We start from the raw sequence: 16,399 nt of genomic DNA on the forward strand, positions 1-16,399 counted from the left end.
CGCAGGAGCGCGGCGGCGTGCGAGGCGAGGCGGCCGAGGACGACGTCGGTGGCGTCGATCACGAGCCACTCGCGCTGAGCCTCACCGGCCTTCGGGGTGTAAGTGCGCGTCACAGTAGTGCTGCTTTCTTATCGAACGGAGTCGTTCGTGAATCCCACTCCGGGGCCGTTCTCCCGGCGATGCCGGGCCAACGAGCCGGTGGAGGGCTCACGTTCGCTGTGCCCGCAGTGGGCACCAAAGGACGATCCTACCACGCCGACACGCAGCACCCTATCGAGGCTCAGCCAGCAGTGATGTCGACGGCCTTCAGGACGTCCCCGCTCCACACGTACAGCCTGCCGTCCGCCTGGTCGATCGCGATCGGATCCGCCGGGTCCAGCGAGGTGTCGCATGCCGTCCAGCTGTCGCTGGAGAACGCGACGCCGTCGCACTCCTCGTCCCGCCGGGCGACGTATCCCTCTTCGGTCGCGGCGAGGAGATCCCCGTCGGGCGCCTCCGCCGCGAACGTGACGTCGACCGGGGCCTCCCAGGACTGGCCGTCGGAGGCCGTGACCTCTTCGGCGACCGTGCAGAACCCGTCGTCGAGCGCGATCACGACCCGCGCCTGGTCGCGCCCGTCGCCGGGGGTGAGCGCCAGCAGCTGGGCGGCGTCGGCCGGAGTGGCGGTACGCCATGCGACGGCGTCGGCCGTGCGCTCGAGCTTGGGCGGGATGCCGTCGGCGCAGGATCCGGCGGTGCCGCGCCACAGCACTCCGCCGCCGTCGAGAGCGAGGAAGCGGCGATCGGGGTCGGCCGGCAGCGGTGCCGCGGTGGGCGTGGGCGTCACCGCGGCCGCCGGCTCGACGGCCGCGGCGGTGTCGACCGGCTCCGGGGCCGAGGCCGGCACCGGGCGGCCGACGACCGTGGTGGCGATCAGCACCGCCGCCAGCACGCCGATGCCCGCGAGCAGGGCATATCGGGCCCAGCGCCCGAGGATCATCATCCGGGTCATCCGTCGATGCCTTCCGGCGACGACGCGAGCCGCCCGGTCCCGAGTGCGTCCATCCTGCTCCGCTGCGGCCGGTGGAGGTCGCTCGAGCTGACGGCGGGAAGCCGCATCATCGCCGCCCTCCCGGATTCTCGCGCGCGTTGGCTGTCACCGAGATGCTATCGCCCGACGGCACCGCACCCGTGTGCCGGACGTGTCCTAGGCGTCCGGCGTCTCCGGGGCGGTCGTCTCCTCGTCCTGCGAAGGATCGGTCGCGCTGCGGAACTCGCGGTGACCGCTCTTGTAGGTCGCGGTGACGAGGATCGGGAGGTGATCCGACGCGCCCTGGGGCAGCGTCGTGACCTTGTCGATGTCGAGGCCCTCGGAGGTCGCGAAGTCGTAGTGGCCCTTGAAGAACCGGTAGCGCGTGTACGTGCGCGAGTCGCTCAGCGTGAGGTCGTAGCCCGCGTGTCGCACCCGCTCGCTGAGCCGCTCCTTGAACACCGGGTAGTTGTAGTCGCCGACCATCAGCACCGGCACGCCATCGCCCATCTTCTGCAGCTCGGTCAGCGCGGTGCGGATCTGATGCCGGCGCAGGGAGTTCAGCGCCGTCAGGGGCGCCGCGTGGAACGAGGCGATGATCACGTCCCGCCCCGCGTCGATGTCGCGCAGCCGCGCCGCCAGGACGCGCTCGTGCGCGGGCTTGAGCAGGATGTCGTGCAGCGACTTCTTCAGGGAGAGGGTCACCACGTCCTGCAGCTGGAACATGTTCTCGCGGTAGTACAGCGCGAGCCCCAGCCGGTTCTGCGACGTCGCGCGCGCGAGCGTGAGGCCCTGCAGCTGCGGCGGCATGTGCGCCGTGTCGGCCTCCTGCAGGCAGAGCACGTTCGCCCCCCACCGGTCGACGAGCTCCTCCAGCTCGTGAGCGGCGGCGTGCTTGCGCAGGTTGTACGAGATGACCCTCATCGCCAACTCACCTTACGCGGCGCCTGGAGGCAGTCGCCGGGGCTTGACTACTCGAGATCGCGACGATTCCGGGTCTGCGCCGCACGCGCGGCCAGCAGGTCGTCGGCCGGGTACCCGACCACGGTGAGGGTGAGTCCGCGCGCCGCGAGGACCTTGAACTCGCTGGTGCGCAGCCGCGCGTCCCGGATCGACACGAGGTCCTGAGGGGCGAGCTTGCCTTCTCCTGCTGCGACACACGCACCGACGAGTGCGCGCACCATCGAGTGGCAGAACGCGTCCGCCCGCACGTTCGCGATCAGGATCCCCCGGTCGTCCCGGTGCCAGTCGTACTCGAGGAGCGTCCGGATGGTCGTCGACTCGGGCCGCGGCTTGCAGTACGCCGCGAAGTCGTGCAGCCCGATGAGCCGTCCGGCGGCGTCGTCCATCGCGTCGACATCGAGCCGGGAACGCACGGTCGTCGTGCGCAGCCGCTCGAGCGGATCGTAGCCCGCGACCGAGTCCGCGATCCGGTACTCGTAGCGCCGCCACGTGGCCGAGAAACGCGCGTCGAAGCCCTCGGGAGCCGTGGAGGTGCGTGAGACGGCCACGTCGGCGTACTGCCCCAGCACGCCCGTCAGGCGCCGCGCCAGCGGCTGGACCGGATCGGCCGGGTTCGGCACGTCGCGGCGACGCTGCGTCGCGCGCGCCCACTGCTCGTCGTCGAGGTCGGCGTGCGCGACCTGCCCACGCGCATGGACGCCCGCATCCGTTCGGCCCGCGACCGTGAGCGGCACGGGCGACCCGACGATCCGCTCCAGGGCGCCCTCGAGCGCGCCCTGCACCGTGCGCAGCCCGGGCTGACGCGCCCAGCCGCGGAAATAGGTGCCGTCGTAGGCGATGTCGAATCGGATGCGCGGCACGGCCCCAGCCTAGTTCGCAGCGACCGCGTCGGACGGGCGCGAGAGTCCCCAGCGTCTCAGAGCGTCGCGAGTGCCGCGGTGACGAGGCGGGCCGAGCGTTCCGCGGCATCGTCGACGTGCGTGAGGAACTCCGTGCCGTCGGGCGCACACAGATCGGAGATGCCGCGCACCGAGATGAACCGCGCACCGTGGTTGTGGGCGACCTGCGCGATCGCGGCCGACTCCATGTCGACGGCGAGCAGGTGCGGGAAGTCCTCACGCAGCTGCGCGGCCACCTCGGCCGTGACGAACCTCTCCCCCGAGCCGACGGATCCCTCGCGCACCGTGAGGTCTCCGCGGGCCGCGAGCAGGGCGCGGCGCAGCTCGGGGTCGCCCTCGTACGCGACCGGCATGCCCGGCACCTGGCCCAGTGCGTAGCCGAACGCGCGGGCGTCCGCACCGACGTTCACGAGGGAGTCGCTCACGATCACGTCGCCGACCTGCACGCCCCTCGCGAGGCCGCCCGCCGATCCGGCGCTGACCAGGTGCACGTCGTCGCCGTAGCGGGCGAGCGCGCCGGCGGCGGCGCTGGCCCCGTTGACCATGCCGACACCGGAGCGGACCAGCACGTGCGTGCGCGCGTCGATCACCATTCCGCGGTGCTCGGCCCGACCGATCCGCACCGGCTCGCTCACCTCGCTCGCGAGCGCGAGGAACGGCTCCGCCTCCTCCTCCATCGCGACCAGGATGACCGCGACGCGTGAGGTCACGCGAACACCTGACCCCACTGCGCGCGCTGGTCGAGGAAGGCGCGCGCGGCATCCTGCGCACCGGCGAGCGTGTGGTTCGCGCCCCAGCCGCACTGGATCTCGTTCGCGGCGGGAACTTCGGACGCGTCGACGATGTCCTGCAGCGTGTCGGCCACGAGCTGCTCGACCTCCGCGAACTCGTGGTCGCCCTGCAGGATGAGGTAGAAGCCGGTCTGGCAGCCCATGGGCGAGAAGTCGATCACGCGCTCGGAGTGGTTGCGGCTCTTCTCGGCGAACAGGTGCTCGAGCGAGTGGATCGACGCCATCTCGAGGTGTCCGACGTTCGGCTGGGCGAAGCGCACGTCGTACTTCACGATCACGTCGCCGTGCGGCAGCACTTTGCGGTCGGCGATGCGCAGGTACGGCGCGGCCACGGCGCGGTGGTCGAGGTTGAACGACTCGACATTCATGCGGGGCTGATCAGTCACCCTCCGAGCCTACGCGCGCCACCTCCTCGTTCGTTGAGACCGGCGGCCCGGCGGAAACGACGAAGGGCCCTGCCGGAGCAGGGCCCTTCGTTCGATGCGAGGGAATTACTTCTCCTCGGCCTCCTTGGCGTCGGCCTCGGCCGGAGCCTCGGTGGCCTCGGTCTCCTCGACCGGAGCCTCCTCGACGACCTCGGCGTCCTCGGCGGGGACGGTCTCCTCGACGGGAGCCTCCTCGGCCGGGGCCTCCTCGGCGGCCGGAGCCGTCGCGGCGGGCGCCGACTTCTTGGCCTTCGGCGTCACGGGCTCGAGCACGAGCTCGATCACGGCCATGGGGGCGTTGTCACCCTTGCGGTTGCCGACCTTGGTGATGCGGGTGTAGCCGCCCTCACGCTCCGCGACGAGCGGCGCGATCTCGGCGAAGAGGACGTGCACGACCTCCTTGTCGCCGATCACGGACAGGACGCGACGACGCGCGTGCAGGTCGCCGCGCTTGGCGAACGTGATCAGGCGCTCAGCGAGCGGACGCAGGCGCTTGGCCTTGGTCTCGGTCGTCTTGATCGACTTGTGCGTGAACAGCGCCGCGGCGAGGTTCGCGAGGAGCAGGCGCTCGTGGGCGGGGCCGCCTCCGAGGCGGGGACCCTTGGTGGGCTTAGGCATGTCTTGTTACTCCAGTTATCAGAAGGAAGTCAGCGGATCAGAGCGACTCGTCGTCGTAGCCGCCGTAGAAGCCGGTGCCGTCGAAGCCGGGCACCGAGTCCTTGAGCGACAGGCCGAGCGAGGTGAGCTTGTCGCGCACCTCGTCCACCGACTTCTGTCCGAAGTTGCGGATGTTCATGAGCTGCGTCTCCGAGAGGGCGACGAGCTCGCTCACCGTGTTGATTCCCTCGCGCTTGAGGCAGTTGTACGAGCGGACCGACAGGTCGAGGTCCTCGATCGGCATCGACAGCTCGTTCGACAGGACCGTCTCGACCGGCGCGGGGCCGATCTCGATGCCCTCGGCCTCGACGTTCAGCTCGCGGGCGAGGCCGAACAGCTCGACCAGCGTGCGGCCGGCCGACGCCACGGCGTCGCGCGGGGCGATCGACGGCTTGGTCTCGACGTCCAGCACGAGCTTGTCGAAGTCGGTGCGCTCACCGGCACGAGTCGCCTCGACGCGGTAGCTGACCTTCAGAACCGGCGAGTAGATCGAGTCGACCGGCACCTGGCCGGCCTCGGCGTACTCGTTGCGGTTCTGCACGGCCGAGACGTAGCCGCGGCCGCGCTCGATCGTGAGCTCGAGCTCGAACTTCGCGGTGTCGTTCAGCGTCGCGATGACCAGCTCGGGGTTGTGCACCTCGACACCGGCCGGGGCCGAGATGTCGGCGGCCGTGACCTCGCCGGCGCCCGTCTTGCGCAGGTACGCCGTGATGGGCTCGTCGCGCTCGCTCGACACCACGAGCTGCTTGATGTTGAGGATGATCTCGGTGACATCCTCCTTCACACCGGGGATGGTGCTGAACTCGTGCAGCACGCCGTCGATGCGGATGCTGGTCACCGCCGCGCCGGGGATCGACGAGAGCAGGCTGCGACGCAGCGCGTTCCCGATGGTGTAGCCGAAGCCGGGCTCGAGGGGCTCGACGACGAACCGGCTGCGGAACTCCGAGATCTTCTCCTCGGTGAGGGTGGGACGCTGTGCAATGAGCACTGGTTGTTCCTTTCGATCACGTGCCCGCTATATGACACGTGCGGTGGATAGGTCTTGAGTTGTGTTCGACGGACGCGCGCGCCCGTGGGACGACGAGACGCCGGGGCGCAGGCTCGAGGCCGTGCGCCCCGGCGGGGGTCACGTCAGACGCGGCGGCGCTTCGGCGGACGGCAGCCGTTGTGCGCCTGCGGCGTCACGTCCTGGATCGAACCGACCTCGAGACCAGCGGCCTGCAGCGAGCGGATCGCGGTCTCGCGACCCGAGCCCGGGCCCTTCACGAAGACGTCGACCTTCTTGACGCCGTGCTCCTGCGCCTGGCGGGCGGCCGACTCCGCGGCCATGCCGGCGGCGTACGGCGTCGACTTGCGCGAGCCCTTGAAGCCCACGCCACCGGCCGACGTCCAGCTGATGACGGCCCCGGTCGGGTCCGTGATCGAAACGATCGTGTTGTTGAACGTCGACTTGATGTGGGCCTGGCCCACAGCGATGTTCTTCTTCTCCTTGCGGCGCGGCTTGCGCGCAGCGGTCTTGGGTGCAGCCATGTTCTTCTCCTAAACCGAACCGCGCTTAGCGGGCCTTCTTCTTACCCGCGACGGTGCGCTTGGGACCCTTGCGCGTACGCGCGTTGGTCTTGGTGCGCTGACCGCGGACCGGCAGGCCGCGGCGGTGGCGGAGACCCTCGTACGAGCCGATCTCGACCTTGCGACGGATGTCGGCGGCGACCTCGCGGCGGAGATCACCCTCGACCTTGTAGGTGCCCTCGATGTAGTCGCGGAGCGAGACGAGCTGGTCGTCGCTCAGGTCCTTGACGCGGATCTCGGGGCTGATGCCAGTGGCGGCGAGGATCTCGCTGGAGCGAGTGCGTCCAACGCCGTAGATGTACGTGAGGGCGATCACCACGCGCTTGTCGCGCGGGATGTCGACGCCGGCAAGACGTGCCATGCGACCTTCTCCTGTGTTTGTGGAGGTGTGGAGCAGGATCGGTGCCCGGGCCTCCACCCCGAGGTGTCCCCCGCAGAGCGGGTTCTGATCCTGCCTCGCTTCGGATCGAAGCTGTCAGATATCGAGTTGTCTCAGCCCTGGCGCTGCTTGTGGCGCGGGTTGCTCTTGCAGATGACCATGACGCGACCGTGGCGACGGATCACCTTGCAGTGGTCGCAGATCGGCTTGACGCTGGGGTTGACCTTCATGACTTCTTCTTTCGCTGTCTTCGTACCGCGCGCCCGTGGGAGCGCGGCCGTTACTTCTCGACCGGCGTGCCGGCAGAGCGGGTCAGCGGTAGCGGTAGACGATGCGGCCGCGCGTGAGGTCGTAGGGGCTGAGCTCCACGACCACGCGGTCCTCGGGGATGATGCGGATGTAGTTCTGCCGCATCTTTCCGGAGATCGTTGCGAGGACCTTGTGACCGTTGGTGAGCTCCACGCGGAACATCGCGTTGGGGAGCGCCTCGGTGATCACACCCTCGATCTCGATGACACCGTCTTTCTTCGCCATAGACTCGCTTTGCTTGTGCAGGCCGATCGGTCTGCGGTGAGTGGGTTTCGGTACCGGAGTCGCCGATCCGGCGACACGCCGAAATCAGGCGCAAGGCACCAAAGATCTATGTTAGATGCTTCCGGGCGTGTCGGCAACTCGGCGTGTCGCCGAGCTCACCGCCCTCGCCGGGCCTCAGCCCTGCAGGCGCGGCAGCAGCTCCTGCTCCGGGGTCGCCTGCCAGTTGAGCGTCTCCCCGTTGAGGAGGACGGCGGGAGTCCCCCCGCCCGGCAGCTGCTCGGTGGTCTGATCGACGAAGTCGGCGTACGTGCGGTCCGCGATGCACTCGGCCGCGCCGGAGGCGCCCGCTCGCTCCGCGAAGGACACGATCTCCTCGTCCGTGAGCCCGGGGGTCGCCTCCCGCGGCTGGTTCGAGAACATCAGGTCCATGAACGGGTAGGCGGCGTCGGGGTTGTCCTCAGCCACGCAGTACATGGCGTTCGCGGCGCGGGTGGAGAACTCGGTTCCCTGCGACTGGCTGTCGAGGATCGACACCGGGAACACCTCGAGCGTCATGCTCCCCTGCGACACCTGGTCCGCGACGGTCTCGCCCCAGCTGTCTTCGAACTGCCCGCAGAACGGGCACATGAAGTCCACGTAGGTCTGCAGCACGTCAGGGCCCTCGCCGAGCCGGATGGCGCCGGTCGTCTCGTCGATGGACGCCGACGCCGGGGCCTCGGCGGGTGCGGTCGCCTGATTGTTCATCCAGACCACGATCGCTCCGACCGCGACCAGCAGCACGACGACCGCCGCCGAGATCCAGATCGCGACCCAGTTCGTCTTCCCGCCAGCCATGTTTCCGCTCCGTGAGTGAGTGTGAGATCAGGCGATCGGCGTCGGCGTCACGCCGAAGGGCGCAAGACCGGCGGCGCCGCCGTCGGGCGCGGTGAGCACCCAGATGCCACCATTGTGCACGGCGACGCTATGTTCCCAGTGGGAGCCCATGGAGCCGTCCACGGTCGAGACCGTCCAGTCGTCGTCCTCGACGAAGGTCTCCTCGGATCCCGCCGTCATCATGGGCTCGATGCACACGGCGAGGCCGGGCTTCACCTCGGCACCCGGGTCGGACGTGCGGTAGTTGAAGATCGACGGCGACTCGTGCATCTTGCGGCCGATGCCGTGGCCGACGTACTCGCGCAGGATGCCCGCGGGCTTGCCGCTGAAGGACAGCGGATTCGCCTCGATGTACGTCTGGATGGCGTCGCCCACCTCGCCGAGGCGTGTGGCGCCGGCGAGCGCGGCGATCCCGGCCCACATGGATCCCTCTGTCACGCGCGAGAGCTCCTCCCGCTGGGCGACGAGATCCGGGCGCGCCGGATCCGGCACGACGACCGTGATCGCCGAGTCGCCGTTCCAGCCCTCCGCCGTCTCGGCGCCGCAGTCGACCGAGACGATGTCCCCGGGCTGCAGCGGCACGTCCGTCGGGATGCCGTGCACGACCGCGTCGTTGACCGACGCGCAGATCGTGTGCCGGTACCCGCGCACGAGCTGGAAGTTCGAGCGCGCGCCACGCTCGGTGATCACGCGGTTCGCCTCGGCGTCGAGCTCGAGCGTCGTGACGCCGGCCCGGACGAGCGGACGGACGGCCTCGAGCGCGGCCGCGGTGATGAGACCCGGTTCGACCATCGCGCGCAGCTGCGCGGGGGTCTTGTAGATCGACTTGCGGAAGATCACTGGGTCACGCGGCGGCGTCGCGCGTGAGCCCACGGGCCTCGAGCGCGGCGATGATGCGGGCGGTGATGTCGTCGAGGGTGCCGACGCCGTCGATCGTGTCCACGACGTCGCGCGTGCGGTACACGGCGAGGATCGGAGCGGTCTCGCGCTCGTAGATGTCGAGGCGGTGCGCGATCGCCGCCTCCGTGTCATCCGCGCGTCCCTCGCTCTGCGCACGCAGGGAGATCCGCTGCAGGCTCTCCTCGCGCGGCACATCGAGCTCGATCACGGCGTCGAGGGCGTCGCCGCGGCCGCCGAGGAACTCGTCGAGCAGCGCCACCTGGGCGACGTTGCGCGGGAAGCCGTCGAGCAGGAAGCCCTCGGCCGCGTCGGGCTGCTCGAGGCGGTCCTTCACGATCGCGAAGGTGACCTCGTCGGGCACCAGGTCGCCGGCATCGGTGATGGCCTTGACCTGCTTGCCGAGCTCCGTGCCCTCCTTGATGTTCGCGCGGAAGATGTCGCCCGTCGACACGACGGGGATCCCGAACGCCTCGGCGATGCGCGCACCCTGCGTACCCTTGCCCGAACCCTGGGGACCGACGATCAGGAGACGGGTGGAGGTCATCGGAGGAGCCCTTCGTAGTGGCGCTGCTGCAGCTGCGCGTCGATCTGCTTCACGGTCTCGAGGCCCACGCCGACGATGATCAGGATCGAGGCGCCGCCGAACGGGAAGTTCTGGTTGGCGCCCACGGTCGCGAGCGCGATCAGCGGGATCAGGGCGATGAGGCCGAGGTAGATCGAACCGGGAAGCGTGATGCGCGTCAGGACGTAGTCGAGGTACTCGGCCGTCGGGCGCCCGGCGCGGATGCCGGGGATGAAGCCGCCGTACTTCTTCATGTTGTCGGCGACCTCGACGGGGTTGAACGTGATCGCGACGTAGAAGTACGTGAAGCCGATGATGAGGAGGAAGTAGACGGCCATGTACAGCGGGTGGTCACCCGTCGTCAGGTACGTCGAGATCCAGGTCACCCACGCGGGCGGCGCCGTGTCGGTGGGGGTGTTGAACTGCGCGATCAGCGCCGGGATGTACAGCAGCGACGACGCGAAGATGACGGGGACGACACCGGCGGTGTTCACCTTGATCGGGATGTAGGTGTTCGTGCCGCCGTAGGTGCGGCGTCCGACCATCCGCTTGGCGTACTGCACCGGGATGCGGCGCTGCGACTGCTCGACGAACACCACGAGGGCGACGACGACGATGCCGACGGCGAGCACGAGCAGGAAGATCTCGGGGCCGCGGGCGGCGAGGATGGCGCCCATCGCGGACGGGAACGTCGCGGCGATCGACGTGAAGATCAGCAGCGACATGCCGTTGCCGATGCCGCGCTCGGTGACGAGCTCGGCGAACCACATGATGAGGCCCGTGCCGGCGGTCATGGTGATGATCATGAGCAGCTGCGCCCACCACACGTCGTTGACCAGCAGCTGCGTGCACTCGGGGATGCCGGTCACACCGAACAGCTGGCCCGTGCGAGCGACCGTGACGAGGGTCGTGGACTGCAGCAGCGCGAGCGCGATCGTGAGGTAGCGCGTGTACTGCGTGAGCCTGGCCTGGCCCGCCTGACCCTCCTTGTAGAGGGTCTCGAAGTGCGGGATCACGACGCGCAGCAGCTGCGTGATGATCGTCGCCGTGATGTACGGCATGACGCCGAGAGCGAAGATCGACAGCTGCAGCAGCGCGCCACCCGAGAACAGGTTGACGAGCGAGAGGAGGCCGTCGGTGCCGGAGGTCTGGTCGATGCAGCTCTGGACGTTCGGGAAGTTGACGAACGGAGCCGGCACGTGGGCGCCGAAACGGTAGATCGCGATGATCGCGAGGGTGAATCCGATCTTCCGCCGCAGGTCCGGAGTGCGGAAGATCCGCGCGATGGCGCTGAACAAGGACGTGCCTCCTGGGTGGTGAGGTGATCCGCCGATGGCGAACCGACCTCAAGGCTAACGCAAGGGCCCGGGAGCGGTCGCTCCCGGGCCCTTGACGCGGATTACTTGACGCTGCCGCCGGCGGCGACGATCTTCTGCTCAGCCGAGCCGGAGACCTTGTCCACCGTGACGGTGAGGGCCACGGAGATCTCGCCGTTGCCGAGCACCTTGACCTTCTCGTTCTTGCGGACGGCGCCCTTGGCGACGAGGTCGGCGACGGTCACGTCGCCACCCTGCGGGTAGAGCTCCGCGAGCTTGTCCAGGTTCACGACCTGGTACTCGACGCGGAACGGGTTCTTGAAGCCGCGCAGCTTCGGCGTGCGCATGTGCAGCGGCATCTGGCCACCCTCGAAGCCGGGGCGGACACTGTAGCGGGCCTTGGTGCCCTTGGTGCCGCGACCGGCCGTCTTGCCCTTGGAGCCCTCACCGCGACCCACGCGGGTCTTGGCGGTGTTGGCGCCCGGGACGGGACGGAGGTGGTGAACCTTCAGCACACCGGGGCGCTTGGCCTCGGCGACCTGGGTCTTCTCGGCCTTGTCGGCCGTGGCCTTCTTCTCAGCCATCAGTCGATCTCCTCAACATTCACGAGGTGAGCGACGGTGCGGACGTAGCCGCGCGTCTGGGCGTCGTCGGGACGGACGACGGAGTCGCCGATCCGCTTCAGACCCAGCGAACGCAGCGTGTCGCGCTGGTTCTGCTTCTCGCTCACCTTGGACTTGACCTGCGTGACCTTCAGACGAGCGGCCATCAGACACCTGCCTTCGCAGCAGCGGCGGCCTCGGCCTCCGCACGGACGAGACGTGCCGGCGCGACCTGGTCGAACTCGAGGCCACGACGCGCGGCGACCGCGCGGGGCTCCTCGAGCTGCTTCAGGGCCTCGACCGTCGCGTGCACGATGTTGATCGTGTTCGACGAGCCGAGCGACTTCGACAGCACGTCGTGGATGCCGGCGCACTCGAGCACGGCGCGGACCGGACCACCGGCGATGACACCGGTACCGGCGGACGCGGGGCGCAGCATGACGACACCAGCGGCGGCCTCACCCTGGACGGGGTGGGGGATCGTCGCACCGGCGCGGGGAACGCGGAAGAAGTTGCGCTTCGCGTCCTCGACGCCCTTGGAGATCGCCAGGGGCACCTCGCGGGCCTTGCCGTAGCCGACACCGACCACGCCGTTGCCGTCGCCGACGACCACGAGGGCGGTGAAGCTGAAGCGACGACCACCCTTCACGACCTTCGACACGCGGTTGATCGTGACGACGCGCTCCAGGAACTGGTTGTCCGCGTTGCGGTCGTTGCGGTCACGACCGCCACGGCCCTGGCCACGGTCGTTGCGACCGCCGCGGCGGTCGCCGCGCTCGTTGCGCTGCTCGGTCTGCGCCTGCTCGGCGCCGGCCGCGGGGGCCTCGGTGGTCACTTCGGTCTCCTTGTTGTCACTCACAGGTTCAGCCCCCCTTCGCGGGCGCCGTCGGCGATCGCCGCGACGCGACCCGCGTAGCGGTTGCCGCCGCGGTCGAACACGACGTCGGTGAAACCGGCGGCCTTGGCGCGCTCGGCGAGCAGCTCGCCCACCTTGCGGGCCTTGGCCGTCTTGTCACCCTCGAAACCGCGCAGGTCGGTCTCGAGCGTCGAGGCGGAGGCCACGGTGTGGCCCTTGCTGTCGTCGACCAGCTGCACGAACACGTGGCGGGCCGAACGGGTCACGACGAGACGAGGACGGACCTCGGTGCCGACGACCTTCTTGCGAAGGCGAGCGTGGCGGCGCGTACGCGCGGCGGACTTCGACTTCACAGCCATGATTACTTACCAGCCTTTCCGGCCTTGCGACGCACGACCTCGCCCGCGTAGCGGACACCCTTGCCCTTGTACGGCTCAGGCTTGCGGATCTTGCGGATGTTGGCGGCGGTCTCACCGACGGCCTGCTTGTCGATGCCACTCACCGTGAGGCGGTTGTTGCCCTCGACGGTGAACGTGATGCCGGCCGGCGGCTCGACGGTGACCGGGTGCGAGAAGCCGAGAGCGAACTCGACGGCCGAGCCCTTCTGCGCCACGCGGTAACCGGTGCCGACGACCTCGAGGCCCTTGGTGTAGCCCTGGGTCACGCCGATGATGTTGTTGTTGATCAGGGTGCGCGTGAGACCGTGCAGCGAACGCGACTCGCGCTCGTCGTCGGGCCGGGTGACGAGAACCTGGTTCTCCTCGACCTTGACCTCGATGGGCTTGGCAACGGTGAGCGCGAGCTCGCCCTTGGGGCCCTTCACGGCAACCTGCTGCCCGTCGACCGTCACGGAGACGCCGGCGGGGATGTCAATGGGAAGACGTCCGATTCGCGACATGAGGGATCACCACACGTAGGCGAGAACTTCCCCGCCCACGCCCTTCTGCTCAGCCTGACGGTCGGTGAGAAGACCGGAGGAGGTGGACAGGATGGCGACGCCCAGGCCACCGAGGACCTTGGGGAGCTCGGTCGACTTCGCGTACACGCGGAGGCCGGGCTTCGAGACGCGCTTGATGCCGGCGATCGACCGCTCGCGGTTCGGGCCGTACTTGAGCGTCATCGTGAGGGTCTTGCCGACGCGCGCGTCGGTCTCCTCCCACGCCGCGATGTAACCCTCGCGCTGGAGGATCTCCGCGATGTGCGTCTTGAGCTTGCTCGACGGCAGCGACACGGTGTCGTGGTGCGCCGAGTTCGCGTTGCGCAGACGGGTCAGCATATCTGCGACCGGGTCTGTCATCGTCATATGACGTGTCCTTTGTTCATGAGGTTCCGGCTGCCGTTACACGACAGACGGCCTTCGATGATCGATCCGTATTCAGTTGTGGCTTCGTGCGTCCGCCGCCGGCGGGGGCCTGAGCCCCGACCGGCGGCGGAAACACAAACGCTCGATCCTACCGCAGATCGACCTGTGAGCCTGCTCAGGCCTGCTGGTCGGCGGTGCGGAACGGGAAGCCGAGGTGACGCAGCAGAGCGCGGCCCTCGTCGTCCGACTTCGCGGTGGTGACGATCGTGATGTCGAAACCACGCACGCGGTCGATCTTGTCCTGGTCGATCTCGTGGAACACCGACTGCTCCTGGAGACCGAAGGTGTAGTTGCCGTTGCCGTCGAACTGCTTGCCCGACAGACCGCGGAAGTCGCGGATGCGGGGCAGGGCGAGCGAGATCAGGCGGTCCAGGAACTCCCAGGCGCGGTCGCCACGGAGCGTGACGTGGGCGCCGATGGCCTGGCCCTCACGCAGCTTGAACTGCGCGATCGACTTCTTCGCCTTGGTGACGACGGGCTTCTGACCCGTGATCGCGGTGAGGTCGGCGACCGCACCCTCGATGACCTTGGAGTCGCGAGCTGCCTCGCCGACGCCGGTGTTGACGACGACCTTGACCAGGCCAGGGATCTGCATGACGTTGTCGTAGCCGAACTCGTCCTGCATCTTCTGGCGGATCTGGTCGCGGTAGACCTGCTTCAGGCGCGGCTGGATTTTGCCAGCCTGCGCGTCAATGGTGCTCACTGTCAGATGTCCTTACCCGACTTCTTCGCGACACGAACGCGAACAGTCTTCTTGACGCCGTCCTTGACCTGCTCCTCCACGCGGAAGCCGACGCGGGTCGGCTTCTTCGAGTCGGGGTCGACGAGCGCGACGTTGGAAATGTGGATGGGGGCCTCGTACGTCTCGATGCCACCGGTCTTGGTGCCGCGCTGGGTCTGACCGATCCGGTTGTGCTTCGTGATGTAGTTGACGCCCTCGACGACGACACGCCGGCCGCCGTCGACGACCTCGAGGACCTTGCCCTGCTTGCCGCGGTCTCCGCCGCGGTCCTGCTTGGCTCCCGTGATGACCTGGACCAGGTCACCCTTCTTGATCTTCGCCATGGGTTACAGCACCTCCGGGGCGAGCGAGACGATCTTCATGAACTTGCGGTCACGAAGCTCGCGGCCGACCGGGCCGAAGATGCGGGTGCCGCGGGGCTCCCCGTCGTTCTTCAGGATCACGGCGGCGTTCTCGTCGAACTTGATGTACGAGCCGTCGGCGCGGCGCGTCTGCTTCACGGTGCGGACGACGACCGCCTTGACGACGTCGCCCTTCTTGACGTTGCCGCCCGGGATCGCGTCCTTGACCGTCGCGACGATGGTGTCTCCCACACCGGCGTAACGGCGGTTCGAACCACCGAGGACGCGGATCGTGAGCAGCTCCTTCGCGCCGGTGTTGTCGGCGACCTTGAGGCGGGACTCAGTCTGGATCACTTGGCCTTCTCCAGGATCTCAACCAGACGCCAGCGCTTGGTGGCGCTGAGCGGACGGGTCTCGTTGATGAGGACGAGGTCGCCGATGCCGGCGGTGTTGTTCTCGTCGTGCGCCTTGAGCTTGCTCGTGCGACGGATGACCTTGCCGTAGAGGGGGTGCTTCACGCGGTCCTCGACCTCGACGACGATCGTCTTGTCCATCTTGTCGCTCACGACGTAGCCGCGGGCCGACTTGCGGTAGCCACGGGCGTCGGCGTCGCGCACGTCGTGCTCGGCGTGCTCCACAGCCTTCTTGTCGGTGGCCATCACTCAGCCTCTCCCTCGGCGGCCGGAGTCTCCTCGGCCTTCTTCGCCTTGCTCTTCTTGGCCTTCACCTCGACCGGGGCGGGCGTGGCACGGATGCCCAGCTCGCGCTCGCGGATCACGGTGTAGAGCCGCGCGATGTCGCGCTTCACGGCGCGGATGCGGCCGTGGCTCTCGAGCTGGCCGGTGGCCGACTGGAAGCGCAGGTTGAACAGCTCTTCCTTGGCCTTGCGCAGCTCCTCGACGAGGCGCTGGTCCTCGAACGTGTCGAGCTCGCTCGTGGCGAGCTCCTTGGTGCCGATCGCCATTACGCGTCGCCCTCCTCGCGCTTGATGATGCGTGCCTTGAGAGGCAGCTTGTGAATGGCTCGGGTCAGGGCCTCACGAGCAAGCTGCTCGTTGACGCCGGCGACCTCGAAGAGGACGCGACCCGGCTTGACGTTGGCGACCCACCACTCCGGCGAACCCTTACCGGAACCCATGCGGGTCTCGGCGGGCTTCTTCGTGAGCGGACGGTCGGGGTAGATGTTGATCCACACCTTTCCGCCACGCTTGATGTGACGCGTCATGGCGATACGAGCGGACTCGATCTGACGGTTCGTCACGTAAGCGGGCGTGAGCGCCTGGATGCCGAACTCACCGAAGGAGACCTTGGTGCCACCCGTCGCCTGACCATCCCGCTTGGGGTGGTGCTGCTTGCGGTACTTGACCTTGCGGGGGATGAGCATTACGCCGAAGCTCCTTCCGCGACCGGCGCCTGCGCGTCGTCACGACGCGGGCCACGGCGGCCGCCACGGTCGCGGTCACGGGCGGGCTTCATGTTCGCCTGCTCGCGCGCGAGTTCCTTGTTGGTGAGGTCGCCCTTGTAGATCCAGACCTTCACGCCGATGCGGCCGAAGGTGGTCTTGGCCTCGTAGAAGCCGTAGTCGATGTTCGCGCGCAGCGTGTGCAGCGGCACACGAC

Annotated in this window: 27 protein-coding genes and 2 pseudogenes; all 29 read right to left on the bottom strand. The window is 68.5% G+C overall.

Annotated elements, in window-relative coordinates; all coding sequences use genetic code 11:
- Positions 1-113 (bottom strand): annotated as a pseudogene (locus tag RIF89_RS03870) (50S ribosomal protein L13); the annotation flags it as partial.
- Between the two features lie 167 nt (positions 114-280).
- Positions 281-991 (bottom strand): hypothetical protein, encoded by a 711-nt coding sequence (locus tag RIF89_RS03875; protein WP_309067841.1) that lies wholly within the window; start codon positions 989-991, stop codon positions 281-283.
- Positions 992-1,186: 195 nt separating this feature from the next.
- Complete coding sequence (locus tag RIF89_RS03880; protein ID WP_309067842.1) at positions 1,187-1,933, bottom strand: endonuclease/exonuclease/phosphatase family protein; 747 nt, start codon at positions 1,931-1,933, stop codon at positions 1,187-1,189.
- A gap of 47 nt (positions 1,934-1,980) precedes the next feature.
- Positions 1,981-2,832, bottom strand: coding sequence for a tRNA pseudouridine(38-40) synthase TruA (truA, locus tag RIF89_RS03885; protein WP_309067843.1), 852 nt, complete (start codon positions 2,830-2,832; stop codon positions 1,981-1,983).
- 56 nt (positions 2,833-2,888) lie between these two features.
- Positions 2,889-3,581, bottom strand: coding sequence for a 5'-methylthioadenosine/S-adenosylhomocysteine nucleosidase (mtnN, locus tag RIF89_RS03890; RefSeq protein WP_309067844.1), 693 nt, complete (start codon positions 3,579-3,581; stop codon positions 2,889-2,891).
- Complete coding sequence (locus RIF89_RS03895) at positions 3,578-4,048, bottom strand: S-ribosylhomocysteine lyase (RefSeq protein WP_309067845.1); 471 nt, start codon at positions 4,046-4,048, stop codon at positions 3,578-3,580. Before RIF89_RS03895 ends, mtnN begins: the two co-directional genes overlap by 4 nt.
- Positions 4,049-4,153: 105 nt before the next feature.
- Positions 4,154-4,705: a 50S ribosomal protein L17 gene (gene rplQ, locus RIF89_RS03900; RefSeq protein ID WP_309067846.1), complete on the bottom strand. Its 552-nt coding sequence runs from the start codon at positions 4,703-4,705 to the stop codon at positions 4,154-4,156.
- A 37-nt stretch (positions 4,706-4,742) separates the two neighbouring features.
- Positions 4,743-5,732 (bottom strand): DNA-directed RNA polymerase subunit alpha, encoded by a 990-nt coding sequence (locus tag RIF89_RS03905; RefSeq protein WP_309067847.1) that lies wholly within the window; start codon positions 5,730-5,732, stop codon positions 4,743-4,745.
- Between the two features lie 143 nt (positions 5,733-5,875).
- Complete coding sequence (gene rpsK / locus RIF89_RS03910; RefSeq protein ID WP_135114761.1) at positions 5,876-6,274, bottom strand: 30S ribosomal protein S11; 399 nt, start codon at positions 6,272-6,274, stop codon at positions 5,876-5,878.
- Between the two features lie 25 nt (positions 6,275-6,299).
- A complete protein-coding gene (gene rpsM, locus RIF89_RS03915; protein ID WP_309067848.1) occupies positions 6,300-6,674 on the bottom strand; it encodes a 30S ribosomal protein S13 in 375 nt (124 codons plus the stop codon).
- Between the two features lie 131 nt (positions 6,675-6,805).
- Positions 6,806-6,922 (bottom strand): 50S ribosomal protein L36, encoded by a 117-nt coding sequence (rpmJ, locus tag RIF89_RS03920; protein WP_005050492.1) that lies wholly within the window; start codon positions 6,920-6,922, stop codon positions 6,806-6,808.
- 82 nt (positions 6,923-7,004) lie between these two features.
- Positions 7,005-7,226, bottom strand: coding sequence for a translation initiation factor IF-1 (infA, locus tag RIF89_RS03925; protein ID WP_055992200.1), 222 nt, complete (start codon positions 7,224-7,226; stop codon positions 7,005-7,007).
- A 174-nt stretch (positions 7,227-7,400) separates the two neighbouring features.
- The gene (locus RIF89_RS03930; RefSeq protein WP_309067849.1) at positions 7,401-8,060 is read right to left on the bottom strand and encodes a thioredoxin domain-containing protein; all 660 of its coding nucleotides are present in this window, start codon (positions 8,058-8,060) and stop codon (positions 7,401-7,403) included.
- A 27-nt stretch (positions 8,061-8,087) separates the two neighbouring features.
- Entirely contained in the window at positions 8,088-8,939 is an 852-nt protein-coding gene (map, locus tag RIF89_RS03935) for a type I methionyl aminopeptidase (protein ID WP_309067850.1), read from the bottom strand.
- A 4-nt stretch (positions 8,940-8,943) separates the two neighbouring features.
- Positions 8,944-9,543: an adenylate kinase gene (locus RIF89_RS03940; RefSeq protein ID WP_309067851.1), complete on the bottom strand. Its 600-nt coding sequence runs from the start codon at positions 9,541-9,543 to the stop codon at positions 8,944-8,946.
- Positions 9,540-10,859, bottom strand: a complete 1,320-nt coding sequence (gene secY, locus RIF89_RS03945) for a preprotein translocase subunit SecY (protein WP_309067852.1) — start codon at positions 10,857-10,859, stop codon at positions 9,540-9,542. The genes RIF89_RS03940 and secY overlap by 4 nt, the downstream gene beginning before the upstream one ends.
- Before the next feature lie 101 nt (positions 10,860-10,960).
- Positions 10,961-11,461 carry a 50S ribosomal protein L15 gene (gene rplO / locus RIF89_RS03950; RefSeq protein WP_309067853.1) on the bottom strand — a complete coding sequence of 167 codons (501 nt, stop codon included), beginning with the start codon at positions 11,459-11,461 and terminating at the stop codon, positions 10,961-10,963.
- On the bottom strand, positions 11,461-11,646 hold the full coding sequence (gene rpmD / locus RIF89_RS03955) for a 50S ribosomal protein L30 (RefSeq protein ID WP_203136327.1): 186 nt from the start codon (positions 11,644-11,646) through the stop codon (positions 11,461-11,463). The genes rplO and rpmD overlap by 1 nt, the downstream gene beginning before the upstream one ends.
- Positions 11,646-12,338 carry a 30S ribosomal protein S5 gene (gene rpsE, locus RIF89_RS03960; RefSeq protein ID WP_375294424.1) on the bottom strand — a complete coding sequence of 231 codons (693 nt, stop codon included), beginning with the start codon at positions 12,336-12,338 and terminating at the stop codon, positions 11,646-11,648. The genes rpmD and rpsE overlap by 1 nt, the downstream gene beginning before the upstream one ends.
- Entirely contained in the window at positions 12,335-12,694 is a 360-nt protein-coding gene (rplR, locus tag RIF89_RS03965) for a 50S ribosomal protein L18 (protein WP_135114769.1), read from the bottom strand. Before rplR ends, rpsE begins: the two co-directional genes overlap by 4 nt.
- Before the next feature lie 2 nt (positions 12,695-12,696).
- Complete coding sequence (gene rplF, locus RIF89_RS03970; RefSeq protein ID WP_203136329.1) at positions 12,697-13,233, bottom strand: 50S ribosomal protein L6; 537 nt, start codon at positions 13,231-13,233, stop codon at positions 12,697-12,699.
- Between the two features lie 6 nt (positions 13,234-13,239).
- Complete coding sequence (rpsH, locus tag RIF89_RS03975; protein WP_309067855.1) at positions 13,240-13,638, bottom strand: 30S ribosomal protein S8; 399 nt, start codon at positions 13,636-13,638, stop codon at positions 13,240-13,242.
- A gap of 175 nt (positions 13,639-13,813) precedes the next feature.
- Positions 13,814-14,401: a 50S ribosomal protein L5 gene (rplE, locus tag RIF89_RS03980; protein WP_309067856.1), complete on the bottom strand. Its 588-nt coding sequence runs from the start codon at positions 14,399-14,401 to the stop codon at positions 13,814-13,816.
- A 2-nt stretch (positions 14,402-14,403) separates the two neighbouring features.
- Positions 14,404-14,763, bottom strand: coding sequence for a 50S ribosomal protein L24 (gene rplX / locus RIF89_RS03985; RefSeq protein ID WP_309067857.1), 360 nt, complete (start codon positions 14,761-14,763; stop codon positions 14,404-14,406).
- A 3-nt stretch (positions 14,764-14,766) separates the two neighbouring features.
- On the bottom strand, positions 14,767-15,135 hold the full coding sequence (gene rplN, locus RIF89_RS03990) for a 50S ribosomal protein L14 (RefSeq protein WP_055992168.1): 369 nt from the start codon (positions 15,133-15,135) through the stop codon (positions 14,767-14,769).
- Entirely contained in the window at positions 15,132-15,440 is a 309-nt protein-coding gene (rpsQ, locus tag RIF89_RS03995; RefSeq protein ID WP_309067858.1) for a 30S ribosomal protein S17, read from the bottom strand. The genes rplN and rpsQ overlap by 4 nt, the downstream gene beginning before the upstream one ends.
- Positions 15,440-15,745 carry a 50S ribosomal protein L29 gene (gene rpmC / locus RIF89_RS04000; protein ID WP_203136335.1) on the bottom strand — a complete coding sequence of 102 codons (306 nt, stop codon included), beginning with the start codon at positions 15,743-15,745 and terminating at the stop codon, positions 15,440-15,442. Before rpmC ends, rpsQ begins: the two co-directional genes overlap by 1 nt.
- Entirely contained in the window at positions 15,745-16,164 is a 420-nt protein-coding gene (gene rplP, locus RIF89_RS04005; protein ID WP_067354305.1) for a 50S ribosomal protein L16, read from the bottom strand. The genes rpmC and rplP overlap by 1 nt, the downstream gene beginning before the upstream one ends.
- Positions 16,164-16,399, bottom strand: a pseudogene (locus RIF89_RS04010) (30S ribosomal protein S3); the annotation flags it as partial. The gene rplP and the pseudogene RIF89_RS04010, both read right to left, overlap by 1 nt.

Origin of the sequence: Microbacterium sp. (genome assembly GCF_031178525.1) — a bacterium.
GTDB lineage: Bacteria > Actinomycetota > Actinomycetes > Actinomycetales > Microbacteriaceae > Microbacterium.